We start from the raw sequence: 20,287 nt of genomic DNA, 5'->3' as shown, positions 1-20,287 counted from the left end.
CGTCTATGGCGATCAATGATCAACCTTATGGCGCTGTTGGAGCGGCCCCTTGCCGCACCCGACTTCAAGTACCTCGCGATTGGACAAACGCCTTCACTCGTTGAAAGTGTTGAAGAAGCGGATCCTCATCAGGCAACGTCGCGAGAGCCATTTCTACTCTGGTTGAAAGCTCTTTATCCTGCAAGCGAGCGAAACCGTTGGCCGAGTCAAGCAGAAGTTCTGATGCGAGGTTGCGGAGGAAGGCGCTTCCTTCGTGTGCGATTGGAGCGACGGTCGGAGCAGCTTCCTGAGAGCCGCGCGATGAAAAGCCCGGAAAGATTCGTTCTTTCCTTTTCCCGCCAGTACGGGGATCGCGCAGTAGTGTCTCGTAGTCGACCCTGTCAAAAACCTCCAGCTTGCCCCCGATTGTGGTGTTATAAATCCTACGGCCCACCGCTTCATATGAAAGCTTCGCCTGCCGATAATTCAAGGCCACTCTATCGAGCTTCGGGTCCTTCCATGTCTTTCCCTTGCCAAAGTAATCCTTGTGGAAGTGGTTAGGGTCATCTGTATCGGATAGAAGAATATCACCGGTGCGCCTATGGCTTTCGGGAATGACGTAATCGAAATCCATTCCGATGAGGTGAACCTCCGTAAACCCCATGAAGAAGGCCAACTGGAGATTGATGTAGGTTACTGACTGTCCGCAATAAAGAACCTTTGAGGCATCGGTTGAAAACCGCGGCACCACATAGTTTGGCGAACTCTTTTCATAAAAGCTTCTGTTCATCTCGAAGAAGAACGTATTCGGTGTCTTAGGCACAAAACGCCGGTAAATTGTCGGAAAGAACTTAAAGGGCGCATCGAAGGCGCGAATTTCTTCCACATTTTCCTTCATTACCGAACTATCTTCGACAACATAAAACGTCGGCACGAAGCCCGTTTCGCGGGTCTTGTAATAGAAGGAGTTCACTCCAAAAGAAAACTCCCCCTCGAGTAGAGAAAGATCATGACGGTTCAGTGAGGGGCCGTTACCGATGATGAAGCAACGCTCGCCTTTATAGCGGTTATAGAAGCAAGTAAGTTCTTCCGAATCGGGAGGTTGAGACCCTGGATAGACTTCACGTTCGGGATAATCGGAAAGGTTCGTGAAGTTCGGTGGGAAAATCAGATCGCCTGCAACCTCGCCGACCGTATGATGCGTCAAAGGAGCAGTGCGCCGACGTCGACCGTTCACCGTCAAGGGCGCGCCAGATCGATAGAGCTCGAGATCACCGAAATCGATGGCCCGCTCAATCATCAGCGCCGTTGTCTGCTCTTTTGACGCGTGATGGCAGAGGCGGTGAATAAACTCGAAGGGCTTAATTTCCTCGTGATATCGGCAACTGTAATTTTCCTGCAGGTGTGTGATTATCTGATCGACATTGACTCGAGATGCTTGGTCGCTGGGATGGAAGAGATGAACATAGATCTCGGGCAGTATCTTAATCCGGTTCGGATCAAGATGATTTAGTAAAGTTACGTCCAGTGCCCGATCCTCACAGGAATAGCCGATATACTGCTCGAAGCCCTTTAGTGCTAGGAAAATTGAGCGGCGGAAAATAACGATGCCACCGCAAATTGTAACGGGATTTTTTACATTTGCTGGATTTGTCAGGTGTTCGAGTGTGCCGGTGGAAAGAATTGTTTGAGCCTCAGCGGCCGTGGAATAATAAACATTCACATATGGGGAGCAGACGTCTGCATTTTCGTAGCAGGAGATCACGCCCGAGACGAAACCGGGACCGGTTAAAACGTCGGTGTCCATCAGGGCTACAACGACGGAATCCTCACAAAAATGTCGTACGGCAACGTTGTAACCCCAGCCGCGATTGAATTCCCTATCGTTGAAAATGAACTCGTGACGGACGTAGGACTTGGCTCCTAGATCGGAGAGTTTCAACCTCGGCTGGGCATCCTGTTCGACAAGCAGAACGTCGAAGAGATCGGCATAATGCTTGTCGATCCAATCCAGCAGCGCGCGAAGGTTCGTTAACCGCTCCGGGGCGTTGTCCACTAGCCGAAGCCCTATTATCAATGTCGCAAGCGTCTGGCCTTGCCGACCAACGCGGTTGGTCACAGCTGCGATTTCGCTTGGAGTCATTCGCTCCACCGGCGCAAAAGGATGGAATGTGATCTCGGGCCATTTAATTTGTGTGTTAGAAACCGCCGCCGTCTTTGAAGACGCCGATTGCGGGGAAGAAGCGGGAGCGGTAGAGCTTGATTTGGCCTGTGGTTGCATCTGTAGTCGTTCCATCAGCTTCTCATAGATCCAGTCACTTCCGGCTTCCGTCAAATGCAGATTGTCACAGGTGTAGCGTTGAACTTCAGCGTCGCCCCACTCCATGAGATCAACTATCCTTTCGGAGGGGAATTTAGCTGCAAACCGGCTAGAATAGTCATGAATGATTGACATATTGGTCGGACGCTCGCGCGGATAGTCACCGCGCCAGCCCGGAACGATCCGGTTAGCGTTAATGAAGATTAGATTGGGAATCGCGGCTAGCCTCGAACCGAGTTGCTCGACACCATCCTCCAGCGGATACATATTAATAGTGCGTTCGCCCTCGTAAACCATGCCAAAGGGATTTGCGAAATGGCGTGTCATCACGTCCGCCCCAAAGATTTCGTCGAATTTGGCTTTCTTGGAGTTGATTACCTTCTTCGAGTAATCGCGAGTATTCAAGCCAAGATTGGCGAGGTTTTCTGCAGCCGTTCGATCATATAGATCCTCCATCGCATTAGACAGCTTTCGCGGAGACCAATCGACAATCCCGGTATACAGGATAACATGATCGTAGCGCGCCAATTGATCCGGAGTGAACAACATCAAGAAGTCCAACGACGTCGTCCATTTCATCGGGCAAAGGTAGCTCTCGACCTCGAGGCGCGGGTCCTTGGCCATGCGTTCGGCAAAGACGTCATGGTGGCAACCGCGCGGCTTGTGTTGTCCGCGGCTGTCAGTGAAAATCAACACGCGCCTAGGCGGCGGAGTTACGACCATGCTTGCCTTAGCTGATGAAGCTTCGGGCTGAGAATCCTTACCTAATTGCAGATAATCAACCAGAGCCGCGAGCGGTGATTTAATTCCTAATCTTATATCGAGGTCGCCCGCAAACCGGAGCTGCGAAAGCACCATGGGTAGCCAGGTTGTCGAAAAGGAAAGCCGTGGGGAAGGGTAAAGATCTTCATTCGAGAAGGCGCCGTAATCGTGCACTTTGGTTCGGCATTCGAAGTCAACGATGTTCAAGATTCCATCCCGAGCTGCATTAGCAAAATCGATGCGGAAGCTAGCATCGATTTTGTAAAGGATATCGTCAGATAGCACGTCCATTGCGAACATATAGTCGTTTCTTTCATCTCTGCGACGGACGTGCAGTGAGAGGTCAAAGTAGCGCGACGGCAATACTTCATTTCCAACTATCTCTTGGATATGGCAGTCATAGGCGTGGAGGCTAAACTGCCCACCGCCAGTGTTGAACAAGTTTCCCGCTTTAGTTACACGTCGGCCGACTAAAGCTACGTTTTGGTCAAGAGGTATGGCTACGGATTCTAGCGTTTGTCGCCCTGGCGCCAATAGATCGGTTAGACCATTGAAAGCCGAGGTTCCATCGCGCTTTGCAGCATGGAGAAGTCCTCGGAAGAACTCGAACCCGTATGAGGCCAGCGCTGAAGGGAGGAGCTTCTTGATTGCCGATTCTTCAGCCGGATTCTCACTTAAGTGGCGCTGGAAGCTTGTTATTAGAGTGCGAAGGCCGAAGAAGAGACTTTGACGCAGAGCGAAATGACGCTGGGTGTCTGTTAGGCCACCACCACCGGCCTCAACACCCCGCAAGAGCCCGATCCGCGCCGCATAAAGTAGGCTCCGGGCCTGACCACTAACAAAAATGTCGTGAATAGCGGTAATGCTCGGTACCAGATAGTGATGAAAACCGGCTGCCTGCGCGCGAAAACCAAATTCGGAGTCTTCAAAACCAAAAGGGTTGAAGATCTCATCGTATCCACCCACACTTTCATAAAGGCTACGGTGAAAGGCGCTGATGCCGCCAGCCGTAGCGCCGACTCGTACTGGCACACCCTCCGCCAGCACCGTCGCCAGCAGGCCCGAAGCGCTTCGGAGGGTGGGAAAACGGGTCCGAAAAGTTTCTAGAAATCCTGCTTCCAGATCGGGCGTATCTACATCGTTGCCGATCGGCGCACCAAAATGGGCCGCCCAGACGTTGCTCACTCCAGAGTGCATAATCGCACCCAAGGCGAGGTCTTCGCCCAAAACATTACGGATTCTTGGCCAGAATGGTTGGTAAAGGCTAGTGTCTCCGCTGAAACGACCCTGCAGTTCGGACCAATCCCGAACACCATTCAACGCCTCAAAGCATCCCGACACTTTAGGGCCATCGAGTAGTAGAGGCTGAACCAGCCCGACGTTCGGGTCTTTTGCGCGGAGGGCTTGCCACGCCGCAGCGATACCTCGGAAATAGTGAGGCTCGAAGAGAATGTCTGTGTCGCAGGAAATTAGAAACTCCGCGCCTGCGTCCATCGCGGCGCGAATTAGATGGTTACGCCCCCCAGCGACTCCTAGATTCTGTCCCACGCAAAGGATCTGGATATGCTGGGAAATCGTAGCGGCAACCTTGCGGATGTCTGGACAATCTTGGTCATTGATTAGGAGCCACAGCCTCGCATCCGGACCGAGACAAGGACCAACGCGCGTCAGAAAGCAAGATGCCTTGGCAAACTCATGACGTTGGTAGAGGACGTAGACGGCAATCTGCATTTCAATTCCCCCACAGAGTGTCGAGGTCGATGCGGGAAAAGGTCTCCAGTTCTCCTCCGCTGGTTGCGTTCATTATTATCCGGCCTGCAATTTCAAACTCGAATTTGGCGCGAAGATAGCTACGCTGCACGCGGCCAAGACGAGGATCTTTCCAGGTTTTGCCCTTGCCGAAATAATCTTTGTGGAAATGGTTCGGATCGTCGCCTTCGGAGCGAATATGGTTTCCCTTCTGGTGATGGTCGCTGGGCTTTGAGTAGGAGAAGTCCATCCCAATTAGGTAAACTTCTGAAAAACCAAAATAATACGCAAGCTGCATGTTGATATACGTAACGGACTGTCCACAGTAGAACACGGGTTCCGATCCAATATTAAACTGCGGCGTGCCATAATTTGCTTTATCGGTGCGGTTGTAGAACGACGTGTCCATTTCGAAAATATGACAGCTATCACCAGACTTAAGTTGCTCAGCATAGCGCTGAGGGAGAATCTTAATCACTCCTTGGTAAGCGTCAATATCATCTTTATTCTCACTAAAAACGAGATTGTCTTCGACAACATAGAAGGTTGGCCTGAAGTTATTATTGCGCGTCATTAGAAAAATTGAATTTACTCCGAATGTAAATTCGTTTCGCATCCTAGCCATGTCGACTTTATTTAAGGATGGCCCATTTCCTAAAATAAAGCACCGTTTTCCATCATACTTTTTATAGAATTCTGTAACGGATGGCATAACTGAGCCTCGCGAAAGGTTGGGTGTCACGGATTGAAATGAGAGGGAAGGTTCACCTTAGTTTAAAGCAATCTGAACACTCGGGTCGATGCGGATTGTCGACCAATGCCCATGGTTCAATCCACTTGCCATAAGCGTTGCGACCTCCGTATGACTCAGTCACCAAAAGTTCGTTCAAATCCTACGTTTTCTCAGAGGCCTGATAACCGGCGGGATTTTCCGACTGCCACTTCCACGAACTCACACACATATCTTCGAGACTGTGAGTAGCTCGCCACCCCAGCATCTCCTCGGCTCTCGATGCGTCTGCATAGGAGGCGGCAACGTCACCTGAGCGACGGTCTAGCACCCGCGAGGGCAGATCGCGTCCACAGGCTCGAGAATAGGCCGCCAACATTTCCTTCACCGTAGTTCCCGTGCCAGTACCCACATTGAAGGTCATCGCACCTTGATGTCCGGCAGAAAAGTTCATTGCCGCAATATGCGCACGGGCAAGATCAACCACGTGGATGTAGTCCCGCAACCCACTGCCATCCCGCGTATCGTAGTCGTCTCCGAAGATTGCAAGACTTTCTCGTCGACCTACGGCCACTTGAGCGATGAATGGCATGAGATTGTTGGGGATCCCCTGGGGATCCTCGCCGATCAGACCACTTTTGTGGGCGCCGACCGGATTGAAATACCTCAACAGAATTGCAGACGTGCCAGAACTGGCCTGTGCCCAATCCGCCAAGATCTGCTCGGCGATATATTTTGTACGGCCGTAGACACTGGCGGGCCGGCAGGGATGCCTCTCGTCGAGCGGAAGGTATTCCGGCTCACCATAGACGGTGGCCGAAGAGGAAAAGATGATCCGTTTACAACCTGCGGCCGTCATCGCCGAGAGCAATGCCAGCGTCCCGGCGACATTCGTCTCGTAGTATTCGACAGGTCGAGCCTCACCTTCTCCGACGGACTTAAGCCCGGCGAAGTGGATCACAACATCGGGGCGGAAGGCGTCAAAGATTGCCGTCAGATGAACGCAATTGCGAACATCGGCCTCTTCTATTTGAAAAGGCCGATCGCAAAGTTCACGGACGCGGCGTAACGCCTCAGGAGAACTGTTGGCGTAGTTGTCAATAACGCATATCTCATGACCGAGCGGAAGCAGTTCCACCAATGTATGGCTACCAATATACCCCGCGCCGCCGGTCAAGACGATTCGCATTACCCAAGCTCCCGGAAAAAGCCGGCCAATCGGTCGATTGCCGTATGGCTTGCGCGGATGACACCGTCGATGGTGTTCGATCCATTGTGCGTGCCCAGGATCACTCGCTCCATGTGACGCAGGGGGCTGTCGGCCGGCAAAGGTTCGATTTCGAAAACATCGAGTGCCGCTGAATGTACATGGCCAGATTGGAGTGCTTCGATCAACGCTGCTTCATCGATTAGCGGACCGCGTGCCACATTGACGATGCGGACGCCAGGCTTGCAGCGCGCCAAAATTTTGGCGTCGAGCATGTGGAAATTGTGGGTATTTAACGAGCAGGTAAACACCAGGAAGTCCAGATCTTCCACAACGTCGGGCCAGGTGGCACGTTCCAGCCCTGGTATCCCCGTATCTCCTTGAACGCCCGGATCATAAGCGACAACCTTGAGTCCAAGCGCTTGAAGCCGTGTGACGGTGTGCCGTCCAATATCTCCGAGCCCGACCACGCCTGCACGGCGTCCATGGAGGCTGATGCCCGCAGGTTTAAGCCATTTACCGTCGCGGACGCCGCGATCGATAAGGAAAAGCTGGCGTGCGAGACCGATCACGAAGGCTGTTGCAACATCCGCAACTTCAGCCCCAAACATCTGGGGGGTATTGATGATCGGGATATTCAGGTCCTTGCAAGCCGCAAAATCAACGTTGTCGACGCCGATCCCCCACTTGACCGCCGCCCGGAGCCGTCCCCCTTTCGCAGTTTCGAAAACCGAGCGGGTTGCCGGATCGTCGCCGATGATCCAGCCGTCGTAGCCGGGGAGTAGGTCTTTGAGTTCGTCTTCGCTCAAAATCTGGGTGACTTGGGCAGGGTGCAATTTCAGCCCGCGCTCCGCGGCATAGTCCATAAATAGGCCGATCTGCCCCAGCATTGGCGGGCAGCTGACAAGAATATCCTTCATTTTCGCTTCCTTCATCGGGTTATCTGGCGGTGTAGCCGCGCAGAGAAGCCACTGCTTCAGCCAGAGCCCAGTCTTCTGGCGTGTCTATGTCGATAGCTTCCATCTTGTCCATGACATATAGCAGCGGCTTGCGCCCGATACGCGCATTCGTGCTGGTAAAACTGTCACGGGAAAATATGTACAGATTGGAATTTTCTTCGAACCATGGTTCCAGGTCTTGGGTCTGGATGAGGTTGTCCGGATCATGGTTCACCGCGCTTCCATCAGCTCGATAGAACCGGGTCTGAATTCTATTAACCGTAAAAAGCGAATCCGCGGTTCCCGCCGTGATGCCGTCTTTGTAGCGTTCCAGAGCGGCGTGAACGGTCTCAGCGCTCAGCAGCGGGTTCGTGGTATGGGTCATCACATAGGTGTCCGCACCTACTGTGGCTATATCATCAGCGAGGATGAGATTCATCGAGACCGTATCCCCGCACAACTCTGCCTTCCGATCTCGGATCAACACACGATCGCTATCAACCAGACCGTTTTCCGCCAGAATGGCGCGCGCGTCCGTATTGATAACGACTTGGTCGATCTCGGCGATCGCGAGAAGACTGTCCAAGATCCAGGAAAAAAGGGGTTTGCCGTGAAGTGGCCGGAAATTCTTGCCTTTAACCCTTTGACTATTGGCTTTCATGGGAAGAAGGGCGACGCAACGGCCTAAGCCACTCATCTTGATCTGCCTTTCGTGAAACTTGGGGATAGAAAAAACGCTCTTTCGCCTGTCGCGAAAGAATCTTGTGTTCGTGGTTGCCCTTATAGGATCCGCGATATTGGTTCCAGCGGTATCGGAGCATGTCTATTGGGGAAGTTGAGCTAATTCCGTTCCGGCGCGCGGAACGCCAATCTCCCACAGTGCTTGCAAGGACGAACCGCAATACATCAAACCAGGAAAGATGAATCTCCGGCATTATCAAGCGCAACGCAATGGCCTCACGTTCGAAGCGCCGGCGGACCTGTGCCCAGGTCTCTTGATGATGATGGAAAACCGGAGCCTCTGCCACATAGCCGATCGGTTGCCCAGCCGCTAAAAGGCGCTTTGCCAGTTCCATGTCTTCGAGACCCGTCAGTTCCTCATCGAAACGGTGCGTCTCCCAGAAGGATCGCAAGATGGCCGAATTGGCATTGTTGCAGAAGAAACCTTCCTGCGGTAGGCGGGACTTCTCGGGAAAATACTTCGCAAATGTTCTACGTTCGCTGTAGTTGCTCTGATCGTCGCCAATCTGGCGGCCGTAGCTGTAGGCAACGGTGCCGTCGATCAAAGGCTGACACAGCGTTTGCAGCCAGAATCTGTCAACGGGCACGCAATGCCCCGAAATCATCACCAGGATATCACCCGTGGCAAATTCGCAGCCACGATTAAGTGAACGTCCGAACGAAAATTCCGATTTCGCTATTGTTGTAACCCTGGCGCCATATCTTTTGGCGATCTCAATCGTTCCATCGGTGGACCCAGAGTCGACGACAACCGTTTCGATCTCGAGCGCATCCGTAACTTGCCGCTCGATCATAACGAGCAGATCGCCAAGATATCGTGCCTCGTTCAAAGTTCTGACTATGATGCTGGCGCGCATTTTCAACTAGGAGTTAGGCAATACAAAGCGAATTGATGATGTCCGGCGGTATCAGAGAACTAACGGATAGAACCTGCAATGTCTATGTCCTTGTTGTCGAATTTCGGCGGCTTAAATGGCAAAAGCTCCGCCGCGCGCAACTTCGATAATTTCCAACAGCTAGATAGGGCCAGGGATGACCAATTCCGGAAAATAACATGGCCGAAGCCTCCCGTTGCTGACAAACGCGTAAAAATTAACAAACCACACTCCGTCGACGTATGTGCTGTTTGAGGATTGTTCCGCGGAACACCTATGAGAAGCTTTCGTTGGGTGCTCTACCTTCTTTAGCGCCATGGTTGATGTAATGCTTAAATGGATCGAGGCCAGCTTGAGCGACGTCCGGATAATTTTTTAGGTACCAATCGGGATCGATGAGGCCGCAATCGCGTACGATCCTCAGTTGCTCCGCTTTCCGCCAATTGATCGGCCAGCTCATTAGTCCTGAGCCATTAAGAACTCTGTGCATGATTTGACCGAATTCCTGCAGCAGTTGCTGCCGTTTCGCCGCCAGCTGATCGAGATTGGCTCTGTCTCGTGCGCTCTGAACGGTCAAGCCTTTTAACGTGGCTTCGAGGCCATCAACGCGGTCTTGAGCAGCCGTCAGCGCCAAATAGGTAGCAGAAAACTGCTGTTGTTTTGCGGCAAGGGCGCTCTCATGTTCCTGGATCGCCTGCTGCAAGTGTGTGATCTGGGCGCGCAGCAGTGTGCATTCCGTCTCTAGATTCGGCGCATTGAGTTCGGACGCCGCGACATCGCAATCGTAATGAACCGCTGGCGTAGGCAGTGCAGCCGCCTCAAGTTCAAAGCTTAAACGCGTCGCCACAGGGTCACTGGAGACGATCTGACGTGCCAGTAAGCCCTGCAGCGCAGGCCATACGGGCTTCACTGGGCTGAGCTTGTCTTCAGAAAACTCCAGCTCCTTTAGGCGATTGCGAAGTTCTTTAACGAAAATAGCTGGTTCAGTGAGAACGGACCCAATCGAGGCGAGCGTTGCCTGTCGGCGGCGCCCGCGGTGCTGGGAAAGGAGAGCTGCGGCATCCGTTATCCATTTTGCCAGTACCTTGCTGGGCAGAATTCCCTTCAGCAAGCCACGTGCAACTGCGTCTTCGGCAGTTTCGTAGAGAATCAATATCGGTGCTACTGTCTCTTCGGGCAAAGACAGGGCGCTTACGCTGCCGTTTTCGGTGGGAACTGCGGAAATGATACGTAGGGTAGTACCTCCGAGGATATCGTGAAGTTTCGCGATAACCTCTGCGTACTGGCTGCCGATAGTCGTCGTCGCTGGAGTTGTCACGATAGCTCCGCTCCCACCCTCAAAAAGCATTTTTCCTCAATCTCCAAACCGCCCGCTTCTGAGCATCATTATGTGCGGGTTGAGCTGCAAGAGAGGGCTAAACGATCCCGACTTTAGCGTCAATCCCGTCGTAGGCGGACGGAAACCTCCGCTGTTCTGATGCGGGGAAGCGTCCGTGTGCCCGGCGCGGATTCGCAGCGAGTTGCGAGCAATTGACCCTCGACCGACGTTGAGCTGATGCGCTCGCCGATGAAATGTAGGCGTAGGTCCGCACGAGACGGCGGCTCCAGCGCATGCTTGCGGTGCATTTTAAAATTCTGTAGCCTCCAAAAAACAGTGACATGCAGTGTGGCGTGTCTTTCCAAGCCGTGTCGATTGGGAGCGACCAATTCGTTATGCATCCTGGCCCTCGGCAGCCTATTCCAAGAATCTCGCTCATACTCTGTGTACCGGGCCATACCGATATCGGCACGCGTGCAATTGCATCCCTGCGTGAGCAGGCATTTCGCGACTTCGAGTGCATCGTCGTCAATTGCTCCCAGGCCGACCCTTCAAAAGAGGCCTTGAACGCTGCTGCGGATGGCGACCCTCGCTTCCGCATCATAAGTTTCCGTGCCCCAGCCTCCATTGGCGCGGCGCGTAACACCGGCCTCCGGTTGGCCCAAACGCGGTATGTCGCCCTGATTCAAGGTCAGTATTCTTTGCCCGATCTGTCGCGGCAGCTTGATCGAATGGATGCGTCGAGGCATGCAGGCTTATATGTCGGACTCGTCGAGGGACCGCGTTTCGACCAAACGGTGTTGAGGGCCGACGCAGTGCGCGCGATTGGAGGTTTTGTCGAAACGGATGAGGTCGATGACGAGGCGCGCTTCTTCGCCAGACTTCTGGATGCCGGCTATACATTGGCGACTGGCCCCACCGAAGCGGACACTATCGGTGCCAAAGCTTCGAGCCGTGCAAGCTGCTCCACTAAAAACCAAAGGGACTTGCCCATACTGTTCATACCACACAAGGACTACCACGTGTGGACGATTGGCCTGCTCGCGCCGCAGCTACGGGCTTTGGGGGCGGAATTCTTGTCACTCGACCTGACCCCGCAGTGGGGCGAGGCCGGTGTGCGAAGTAGCGCGCAACGTTATCAGGTTGAACTCTTGGGCTTAGGGGAGTTCGTGGTTGGGCGTTTCGCTCCCAGCGTGGTGGTGACGTTTAATGACTGGGACTACATCTCTCGGCCTTTGGTGTTAGCCGCGCGGGCTGCCGGTTTGGGTACCCTTGGTATAGTGGAAGGAATTCAGGATTACGACGACGTCGATACTCGGGCTGAAAGGAAAGCTTACCGGCTGGTCGAGAATGTAATCCTGCCCGGCGCGTTTGACTATCGGTATTTCGTCAACGCTTCTGGCCAGCGCGTATTCATCAGTGGAATACCTCGTATTCAGGCTATGCGGAATCAGCCTGAAACTGCTCCATCCCTCGCGATGGAGAGGCGCGTGTTGATCAATTCGAATTTTTCCTACGGGGTGCTCACCCAGCATCGCGACCAGTGGTTGGCTTCTGCCGTCCAAGCTGTGAGACGAGCGGGTTATGAGCCCGTTATCAGCAGACATCCTGCCGATATGGGCCGCCTATTCCCTGAACTTGTTTCAACGGAGGATTTCTATCAAACGCTGCAAACTTGCTGCGCTTCGGTACAGCGCTTTGCAAGTGGCATACTCGAAGCGATAGCGTACAACAAACCGGTTTTCTACTTCAATATCCACAATGAAAAGGTGGACAAATTCACCTTCGATCCAATGGGAGCCTATCCGGTCAGCCGAAGCGAGGATGAGCTGGTAGCCGATTTGGGCGAGTTACATGAGTGGCAGGGGAGAGTGAGGGCAAACGGGCCGGCATTCCTCGATCTTCACGCCGGGAGGCGGACACTCGACATCGTCACCAAGACGAGCGAGATCATCGCGGCTCTCAGTGCAGTTCCGGTCTCCGCTGAAGCCGCCGCGGAATTTTATGGATATTTGCGCACGATCGATGAGATGACGGATGCCTTGTGTGAACCGGACAAGGGACGGCATGGTCCTTTCGCCCAATTGGATGGCGCGGTCGAGCGCCTTAGAACCGCGTCTCGGATGCGAAATGAAGGTACTCAATTTATAGCCGGCCAATGACCGATCTGGCACCGTTTCTATGCGGTGCGTCGGCCGGCTCGAACTTCTCAAAAGCAGAGATCATCGCCGAATGTTCGATTGGGATGTGACAATATTCGTGTCCCGGTGTTCATATTGCGGATCGGGTCCGATACTGTCAGTTTCCATTAAACCCGGAATAGTCAGTTGATACATCGGTGTGAGCAAAAGCAGTAGGCTGGTTGGAGTGTTTTATGAGTGAGAGGCAAGGTGCCTATAGTCCAGAGAAGACCGTTCTGGCTGTCGTATGGGGTGTTTACGATACCCTAAAATGGTGTTCCGAACGAAATCCGCATGCCCCCCCCCAGCGAGTTGTCCTTCTGGACCCGATCGGTAGCAAATCAGCGGCCCTTTCTAGCCTGTCGAAGAGCGATATAGAGATCATCCATATCGCTGGCATACCTTCAGACAAAGATGGCCAGACGGAGATTTTCTCCCATACTCACCCCAAAATATTCAGTAGTGCGCGGACGACCACGGCGCTACAGTCGCTTTTTCCCGGCCTTCGCGTCAAGGGAGTCGCGGCGGCGGACTATATCTCGACGGAAAGCCTGTCATCGGTTCTTGGGCGTGAAGATGAGACGTTCGCCCTCGTCGTTGAAACGCCGGGAGCAGAGTTGTCCATTCTAAAGTATCTTGAGGAGTCAGGATTTCTCGCCAGGGTCACGACCATCCACCTCCGGTGCGGTAAAGACATATTCTTCGAGCATGCTTCCGATGAGGCCCAGATCCGCGAGTGGTTGAAGGCGCATTTCTTTTATCTGTTGGATCGTCGCGGGGAGGATCCTGATTGGCCGCAATTGGCCTTCGCGGCAGATCTGAATGGCCGCCGAATTCCGGCGCTCGAAGCTCGAATCGATGGTATGACAAAGGCGTTGGCTGAGCTTGAAAAGTCTTTGAAAGCCGAGCAGGAGCGTGTCGCCGCGCATAAGGCCGTGGCAAGCCAGGCTCAGAGTTCGCTTCGTGAGAACGAAGAGGCGCTGGCCCGAGCTCGGGGGGATTATGCCCGTGCCCGTCATGAGATGTCCCTAATGCTAGAGAGTTTGCGGGTAACTCAGGGCGACCTGAAGGACCTGCGTGGTCGCTATGCGAGCGTATTTGACGAGAAGCGTCAGCTTGAGGAGCTTATTCGAAAGCTGACTCCTCGCTTGCGGGAAGCAGCTGGGCAATTGCGGGAGCTGTTTGCTCCGGCACCGAAGGATGCAGCGCATACGGAGCCCGCCGCGGACCAGGGCTGATTACGAAAGCAAATAAAGCGTATCGGCCAAGTCGATGGGCCACTATCGAAGAAGAAACCATGCAAAAAAATGTTCCGAATTCCGTCGTAACCTCGGATCCAATACGATTGAGCGAAACCGTCGCGCTTTTCGAAGACATGATCAGAGTCCTTGAAAGTGGTTCCTATCCAAAACAGACGTTAGGGAGTCTTCCCGGCGAGCCGCTAACCAGCCTCTTGCAGCAGTGCGAAAAGATCGCGGCAACTCCGAAAACGGAAGCGCCGGCGCTTCTTGTCGCCTTCCCCGGCCTGCCTCCCCTCGATTTGGACTGGTGGCGTGGTCATGTGCCGGCCATGGAGTTTCGTCGATTGTCCGAGCCGGACGGATTGTACCTGTCCGAAGCGATGGTTCGAACGATGCAGCATGATCTCGCGCGCGAGGGACGTGAGCTTTTCCTGATCGCAACACCCTTTACTCTCCCTTCCGGCTTCGCCTTCAACCCATCACGAATGCGGTTGTTGGTCTGTCATCCTTGGCGGGCCTATGTGGCAGCTGGTCCGGCGTTAGGCCTTTCCCTCCAGGATTTCTGCGAAGTGCTTTCCGAACACCTGCAGGATCTTACAACGCATAACGTTTTGCGCTACGAAGACGCAGCTAATCGTCAGGCGGTTTTGATAAAGATACTGCTGGGCCAGGAATCACCGCCGAGTCCTCCGGCACCAACTGTAGTAGAGCCGGTAGATTATTTCGGCGGAGCTCCAGCCTACGAACAACTTTGCGCCAGACTCAGCTACGATCCCTATCGCCTCATCGAAACCGATTGCTTGACCTACCGCGCCGAGTCCACATGGCTTGCCGCACCACAGGGCGGTTCGGCCCAGATCTCCTGGTTCTTGCCGCGAGTTTCCATGTTGCTTCCTGACACTAGCGTTCGCAACGTGCAGGCGCTCTTGCCGCAGATTGATTCGATCGTCGCTGCGGAAGCTGTGCCGGAGGCTCTCGATGCCCTCCTTTCTTCGCTGGGTGGGGAGCAGCGGGCACTCGCCATGCTGCTTGTGGCTGCTCATTTCATTCGGAAGGGCGAGATGTTGCAGGCACTCAGTCTCGTAACCGAAGCGCTTGATGAAACCTCTTCGCAGGCTCAGGGGCTCACCGCACTGGCCTCGTCTCTCTATCTTGATATGAATAGAGGAGCGTTGGCCCTGGACGCGTTGACGTCGGGCCTCCGACAGTCGGGTCTTTTGGCTCCGCCTCAGATCGCAACGCTTGATGAGGCACTTGCCGGCAGGCCCGCGAAGAAATCAACTGGCGATCATGGACACGCTTTATTGATGTCGCGGCTGCGGGATAGGCCTCCGGAGCCCATGTCACGTAAACGGTTGATGATCGAGATTGGCACCACACGGGAAGATGTTCCAGGGCAGGGATCGACCCGTAAGTTGGCACAGCTTTGCGCGGAACTGGGGATAGAGTTCATCACTGTCGATATGGACCCGTCGAACAGCCGCCGTGCGCGTCGTATGTTCAAACGCCTCGGATTGCCCTTTAAGGCGATCACTGCCAAAGGTGAGGATTTTCTTGCCTCTCACACCGCTCCAATCGATTACGTCTTCCTCGACGCGTACGATTTCGATCATGGAAATCACTCCGAGCAGCGTCAGGAGCGGTACGAACGCTACCTTGGCAATCGAATCAGCGACGCGGAATGCCACCAGATGCATCTTGATTGCGCACGGTCCCTCGTACGCACACTCGCCGAGGATGGGTTAATTTGTTTCGACGATACATGGACTGATTTCGAGGGCAACTGGTCAGCAAAAGGAACAACCGCGATGCCGTTCCTACTCGAAAATGGCTTCGAAGTGATCGAGGCGCGCAATCGGGCTGCACTCCTTGGTCGCAAGAGATGATCCGCTCAAGGGGCTGAATGTCGCGAGGAACAAATACCCTGCGCGTATTGAGCGCATTCTTCGTGAAGTCTCAAATGTCAGGTCTCAAATACTTATGCAGTATGCTTCGGCGCCATGGGCTTCCGTTCCGTCTGGTCACGACAGTTGGCGGAGAGTTCTCTTGCCATGGCCTGTTCTCTAGCTAATATCTCCGGTCTTAAGGCGGAGCAGAACTCCGCCTTCGCCATCCTTGATCGGAAAGACTTCAGATGTCGCTCGCTGCGTTCGAGAAAACCTCGGCAGCCTGCTTTGCCGTCAGTCTTCGGATTTCGGTCTCATCGCGGCGGTTGGCGAACAGCTCGCTTGCCATGATTTGCTCGGCAAGATCTGCCGGTAGCGACATCAGCACGCGCTGGCCCTCTGTGTGGATCCCACCGAGTTCGGCGCGTTTTGCCGTGATCATGCCGCCTGCAACGGTGTTCAGCGTATCCGGGTCGATCAGGATAAAGGCGCCGGTCGAGCGGTTCTGCTCATAGGCGTCGAAGACCGCCAGCTCCTCGAAGGAAAGCCGCACCTTGCCGATCGCATTCATCTGGAGCGTCGAGGCATGCGGTTGCCACTTGCCGCTCGAAAGCTCAAGCTGGGAGATCGGCTCGACGGCAACGCGCTGGCGGCGCGAGCCGCTTTTCAGCCAGTAGCGTTTGCCCGGCTCGATGCCGCCCGGCTGCAGCGAGACAAGCTGGGCATCGAAATGAAGGCCGGTCATCGGTTGCCCTTCGAGCGAAACGATCACGTCACCACGGGCTACGTCCACTTGCCGGTCCAGCACGAGGGTAATCGCATCTCCTGCCACGGCGGCATTGCGCACGAGATCAAAGGTGACGATTTGCTTGACGTTGGCGACCACGCCGGACGGCAGGACGACGACCGGGTCGCCCGGCTTGATCGAGCCGCCGGCAACGGTGCCCTGATAGCCGCGGAAACTTTCTCCAGGACGCGCGACGCGCTGCACCGGCAGCCGGAAGCCACCCGCCTGAGCGGTGCGTACGGTCGCAAGTTCCAGCGTCTCGACTAGCGTCGGACCGTCATACCATGGCATGGCGCTGTCGGCCGAATAGACAACGTTCTCGCCCTTCAGCGCCGACATCGGAATTGCGGTGATCTGGCGTACGCCGAGCGAAAGCGCGAATTCGCGGAATTCGTGGGAAATCTTCTCGAAGATCGCCTTGTCGTAGTTGACGAGGTCGAACTTGTTGACCGCCAGCACGAACTGGCGGATGCCCATCAGAGCGGCGATCGTCGCATGCCTGCGGGTCTGCTCGAGTATGCCGGAGCGGGCGTCGGTCAGAAGAATCGCGAGATCGGCGGTCGATGCGCCGGTTGCCATATTGCGGGTATATTGCTCGTGGCCGGGGGTGTCGGCGACGATAAACGAGCGCCGGTCGGTTGAGAAATAGCGGTAGGCGACGTCGATGGTGATGCCCTGTTCGCGCTCCGCCTGCAGGCCGTCGAGTAGTAGTGCGAAGTCGGGCAGGCCAAGGTCGTTCTGCTTGCCGCTGTCGCGCGCAAGCGTTGCCGCCTGGTCTTCCTTGACCGCCTTGGTGTCCCAGAGGAGGCGGCCGATCAGCGTCGATTTGCCGTCGTCCACCGAACCGCAGGTGATGAGGCGCAGCGGGCGCGTGTCGCGCGCGGCCTTTACGGGTTCGGCAAAGGGCAGGATGGTCGCCGAAGCGGTTTGGGCTGGAGCGGTCATCTTAAAAATATCCTTCGCGCTTTTTCTTTTCCATGGAGCCGGACTGGTCGCGGTCGATCGCGCGGCCCTGGCGTTCGGAAACGGTGGCGATTTCAAGCTCGGCGATCACCTCTTCGAGGTTGGAAGCGGTCGAGCGGATGGCGCCGGTCAGCGGGAAGCAGCCAAGCGTGCGGAAACGGATCATGCCGTGCTGAACGGTTTCGCCGGGCAGGAGCTCAAGCCGCGGATCCTCGGCGAGGATCATCATCCCGTCGCGCTCCACATAGGGGCGTTCGGCGGCGTAATAGAGCGGCACGAGCGGAATGTCCTCGGCCTGGATGTAGCGCCAGATGTCGACTTCGGTCCAGTTGGAGAGCGGAAAGGCGCGTACGCTCTCACCCTTCTTGATCATGCCGTTATAGATGTTCCAGAGCTCCGGCCGCTGGTTGCGCGGGTCCCATTTGTGGTCGGGCGTACGGAAGGAATAGATCCGTTCCTTGGCGCGGGAGGCTTCCTCGTCGCGCCGTGCGCCGCCAAAGGCTGCGTCATAGCCGCCGTCATCGAGCGCCTGACGCAGCGCTTCGGTCTTCATGATGTCTGTATAGAGCGCCGAACCGTGGGAGAAGGGCGTGATGCCTTCTTCCGCGCCGCGCGGATTGGTGTGGACAACGAGGTCCAGATCGTATTTCCGTGCGATCTCGTCGCGGAACTCGATCATCTCGCGGAACTTCCATGTCGTGTCGACGTGGAGAAGCGGGAAGGGGACGCGACCCGGATGAAAGGCCTTGCGGGCAAGATGCAGGAGGACGGAACTGTCCTTGCCGATGGAATAGAGCATCACCGGCTTTTCGAATTCCGCTGCCACTTCCCGAAAGATGTGGATCGCTTCGTTTTCGAGGGCTTTGAGATGCGGATCAAGCGGCGGTCTGGAAACGGGCGGGTTCTTTACTTCCGTTTCCTGTACTGACAAAGGCATTTCGGTCTCCGGGCAGTCTATCGAAACAAACACAAAGGGTTCAGCGAGCGATCTGGCTCGCCTGCGGGATGGGCTGTGAGGCGGATTGCGATGCGCTTTCCGGCACATGCAGCCCGCATTCGCGTTTCTCGTCGTTTTCCCACCACCAGCGGCCAGCGCGCTCAGGCTCGCCGGGCTTGATGGCGCGCGTACAGGGTTCGCAGCCGATCGAAGGGTAGCCGCGGGCATGCAGCGGATTGACCGGGATCGCCTCGGCCGCCACATGGGCACGGATCGCATCAATGTCCCAGTCAGCGAGCGGGTTGATCTTGATGAGGTTGCGCTCGGCATCGTATTCGGCAAACGGCGTCGCGGCACGGCTGCCCGACTGGCCGCGGCGAAGCCCGGTGATCCAGACGTCCGCTCCTGCCAAAGCTCTTGCAAGAGGCTTCAGCTTGCGCACATGACAGCAGGCGTGGCGGGCTTCGACGCTGTCGTAAAAGCCGTTCATGCCATATTTCGCAGCATAGGCGTCGACATCCTCCGGTTCAGGCGCAAAGCGGCGGATCGAAATCGCATACCGCCCCTCCGTCTCTCCAATGAGGTCCAGCGTTTCCTTGAACAGGCGGCCGGTTTCCAGTGTCGAAACTTCGATCGACAGGCGATGAATTCCGATTGCTGCTGATATCACCTGGTCTTCAATGCCGAGGCTCGTCGTAAAGACGGCATTGCCAAGCTCGGCGGCAAGCGCGAGACGACCTGCAAGATCGAGGTCTTGCAGCTGTGCGTCGAGGGTGGAAGCCAGTATCAGGCGATCCCGGCTGGCGGCATCATGAAAGGTCATGGGGATATCATTCCGTGAGCATTTGCTGGATTATCCCGGCTCCGCGCACGAAAGGACAGAAAAACCCGTCCCATCACAACAGGATGAGGAGCAAATATCTCTCCAAAGCGGCAAGCACACAGAAAACCTGCCGCCTTAACCAAACGTGACCATTTTTGCCGCTCTAACTACCCGCATTGGTTTGTAATTTCTCGGAATTTGAGCTAATCCAGAGACATGCCCGCAAGGCATGATTGCCACTTGCGGACATGCAGCCCCTGAGCGCCGTTTCCGGCGATCCCGTGGATGCCCTTGAAAGCTGTTTGAGCGGCGCTGTGAGGACTTTCGCCTCGCGGCGACGTTATCGTTTAATGGTTGCGTGATGATATCCCAGAAAGCGAAATACGCGCTGAGGGCGCTTGCCGCCCTCGCGCAGGCCGATCCGGACGTGCCGATGCTGATCTCCGAGATTGCCGTCCAGCAGAGCATTCCGAAGAAGTTCCTGGAGCAGATCCTCCTCGACCTCAAGCGCTCGGGCATTGTTGTCAGCCGCCGCGGCAAGCAGGGCGGATATCTGCTCCTGAAGTCGGCCGATGCGATCACGTTCGGCGAGGTGCTGCGCCTCGTGGATGGGCCGATTGCGCCGCTTCCCTGCCTGTCTCAGACCGCCTACCGCAAATGCGAAGATTGCGATGGCGAGCACCTCTGCGAGATCCGCCATGTCTTCGCCCGCGTGGCCGACGCAACCCGCGACGTGCTGTTCAGCACCACGATCGCCGATGCGGTCGAAGGTGCCGGCGACACCAAAACGCCGGTCAGGGAACTGCTGACGGCCTGAAAGTGCCGGGTTCCGCTATCGCCTGTGGAGCCGG

Annotated in this window: 14 protein-coding genes; 4 read left to right on the top strand and 10 right to left on the bottom strand. The window is 55.4% G+C overall.

Annotated features, from left to right (window positions below; translation table 11 throughout):
* Window positions 1-64 precede the first annotated feature (64 nt).
* From EDE05_RS14080 to EDE05_RS14050, 7 genes are all read right to left on the bottom strand, one after another.
* Window positions 65-4,792, bottom strand: a complete 4,728-nt coding sequence (locus tag EDE05_RS14080) for a 6-hydroxymethylpterin diphosphokinase MptE-like protein (protein ID WP_134101591.1) — start codon at window positions 4,790-4,792, stop codon at window positions 65-67.
* A gap of 1 nt (window position 4,793) precedes the next feature.
* Entirely contained in the window at window positions 4,794-5,552 is a 759-nt protein-coding gene (locus tag EDE05_RS14075) for a 6-hydroxymethylpterin diphosphokinase MptE-like protein (RefSeq protein ID WP_280952520.1), read from the bottom strand.
* A gap of 151 nt (window positions 5,553-5,703) precedes the next feature.
* Window positions 5,704-6,729, bottom strand: coding sequence for a UDP-glucose 4-epimerase GalE (galE, locus tag EDE05_RS14070; RefSeq protein ID WP_105371821.1), 1,026 nt, complete (start codon window positions 6,727-6,729; stop codon window positions 5,704-5,706).
* A complete protein-coding gene (locus EDE05_RS14065) occupies window positions 6,729-7,682 on the bottom strand; it encodes a phosphoglycerate dehydrogenase (RefSeq protein ID WP_205839324.1) in 954 nt (317 codons plus the stop codon). Before EDE05_RS14065 ends, galE begins: the two co-directional genes overlap by 1 nt.
* 4 nt (window positions 7,683-7,686) lie before the next feature.
* Window positions 7,687-8,346 (bottom strand): acylneuraminate cytidylyltransferase family protein, encoded by a 660-nt coding sequence (locus EDE05_RS14060; protein ID WP_105371820.1) that lies wholly within the window; start codon window positions 8,344-8,346, stop codon window positions 7,687-7,689.
* Window positions 8,333-9,283, bottom strand: a complete 951-nt coding sequence (locus tag EDE05_RS14055) for a glycosyltransferase (RefSeq protein WP_112802557.1) — start codon at window positions 9,281-9,283, stop codon at window positions 8,333-8,335. The genes EDE05_RS14060 and EDE05_RS14055 overlap by 14 nt, the downstream gene beginning before the upstream one ends.
* 292 nt (window positions 9,284-9,575) lie before the next feature.
* Window positions 9,576-10,619: a hypothetical protein gene (locus EDE05_RS14050; protein ID WP_132410448.1), complete on the bottom strand. Its 1,044-nt coding sequence runs from the start codon at window positions 10,617-10,619 to the stop codon at window positions 9,576-9,578.
* A 353-nt stretch (window positions 10,620-10,972) separates the two neighbouring features.
* On the opposite strand from EDE05_RS14050, the gene EDE05_RS14045 reads away from it, so the two are divergent.
* The 3 genes from EDE05_RS14045 (at window position 10,973) to EDE05_RS14035 (ending at window position 15,926) form a co-directional block, all read left to right on the top strand.
* A complete protein-coding gene (locus tag EDE05_RS14045) occupies window positions 10,973-12,781 on the top strand; it encodes a glycosyltransferase family A protein (protein ID WP_162712530.1) in 1,809 nt (602 codons plus the stop codon).
* Window positions 12,782-12,993: 212 nt separating this feature from the next.
* Window positions 12,994-14,037, top strand: coding sequence for a hypothetical protein (locus tag EDE05_RS14040; RefSeq protein ID WP_112802563.1), 1,044 nt, complete (start codon window positions 12,994-12,996; stop codon window positions 14,035-14,037).
* Window positions 14,038-14,144: 107 nt separating this feature from the next.
* Window positions 14,145-15,926 (top strand): hypothetical protein, encoded by a 1,782-nt coding sequence (locus EDE05_RS14035; protein WP_134101588.1) that lies wholly within the window; start codon window positions 14,145-14,147, stop codon window positions 15,924-15,926.
* A gap of 244 nt (window positions 15,927-16,170) precedes the next feature.
* On the opposite strand, the gene cysN is transcribed toward EDE05_RS14035, so the two are convergent.
* Genes cysN through EDE05_RS14020 form a run of 3 tightly spaced genes read right to left on the bottom strand, consistent with a single transcriptional unit; the run spans window position 16,171 to window position 19,436 of the window.
* Window positions 16,171-17,658, bottom strand: a complete 1,488-nt coding sequence (gene cysN, locus EDE05_RS14030; RefSeq protein ID WP_112802567.1) for a sulfate adenylyltransferase subunit CysN — start codon at window positions 17,656-17,658, stop codon at window positions 16,171-16,173.
* Between the two features lies 1 nt (window position 17,659).
* Window positions 17,660-18,613, bottom strand: a complete 954-nt coding sequence (cysD, locus tag EDE05_RS14025; RefSeq protein WP_112802569.1) for a sulfate adenylyltransferase subunit CysD — start codon at window positions 18,611-18,613, stop codon at window positions 17,660-17,662.
* A 40-nt stretch (window positions 18,614-18,653) separates the two neighbouring features.
* Complete coding sequence (locus tag EDE05_RS14020; protein ID WP_132410452.1) at window positions 18,654-19,436, bottom strand: phosphoadenylyl-sulfate reductase; 783 nt, start codon at window positions 19,434-19,436, stop codon at window positions 18,654-18,656.
* Window positions 19,437-19,797: 361 nt separating this feature from the next.
* Between EDE05_RS14020 and EDE05_RS14015 the strand changes: the two genes are divergently transcribed.
* A complete protein-coding gene (locus EDE05_RS14015; RefSeq protein WP_105371811.1) occupies window positions 19,798-20,253 on the top strand; it encodes an Rrf2 family transcriptional regulator in 456 nt (151 codons plus the stop codon).
* Window positions 20,254-20,287: the final 34 nt, after the last annotated feature.

It is taken from the genome of Neorhizobium sp. R1-B (assembly GCF_004368875.1).
Lineage (GTDB): Bacteria > Pseudomonadota > Alphaproteobacteria > Rhizobiales > Rhizobiaceae > Neorhizobium > Neorhizobium huautlense.
This window is presented reverse-complemented; position numbering and strand designations above follow the sequence as displayed.

Coding starts and splice junctions, on each gene's coding strand:
- EDE05_RS14080 (WP_134101591.1), bottom strand. CDS start 4,792: ATGCAGATTGCCGTCTACGTCCTCTACCAACGTCATGAGTTTGCCAAG.
- EDE05_RS14055 (WP_112802557.1), bottom strand. CDS start 9,283: ATGCGCGCCAGCATCATAGTCAGAACTTTGAACGAGGCACGATATCTT.
- EDE05_RS14065 (WP_205839324.1), bottom strand. CDS start 7,682: ATGAAGGAAGCGAAAATGAAGGATATTCTTGTCAGCTGCCCGCCAATG.
- EDE05_RS14060 (WP_105371820.1), bottom strand. CDS start 8,346: ATGAAAGCCAATAGTCAAAGGGTTAAAGGCAAGAATTTCCGGCCACTT.
- cysD (WP_112802569.1), bottom strand. CDS start 18,613: ATGCCTTTGTCAGTACAGGAAACGGAAGTAAAGAACCCGCCCGTTTCC.
- galE (WP_105371821.1), bottom strand. CDS start 6,729: ATGCGAATCGTCTTGACCGGCGGCGCGGGGTATATTGGTAGCCATACA.
- cysN (WP_112802567.1), bottom strand. CDS start 17,658: ATGACCGCTCCAGCCCAAACCGCTTCGGCGACCATCCTGCCCTTTGCC.
- EDE05_RS14040 (WP_112802563.1), top strand. CDS start 12,994: ATGAGTGAGAGGCAAGGTGCCTATAGTCCAGAGAAGACCGTTCTGGCT.
- EDE05_RS14015 (WP_105371811.1), top strand. CDS start 19,798: ATGATATCCCAGAAAGCGAAATACGCGCTGAGGGCGCTTGCCGCCCTC.
- EDE05_RS14020 (WP_132410452.1), bottom strand. CDS start 19,436: ATGACCTTTCATGATGCCGCCAGCCGGGATCGCCTGATACTGGCTTCC.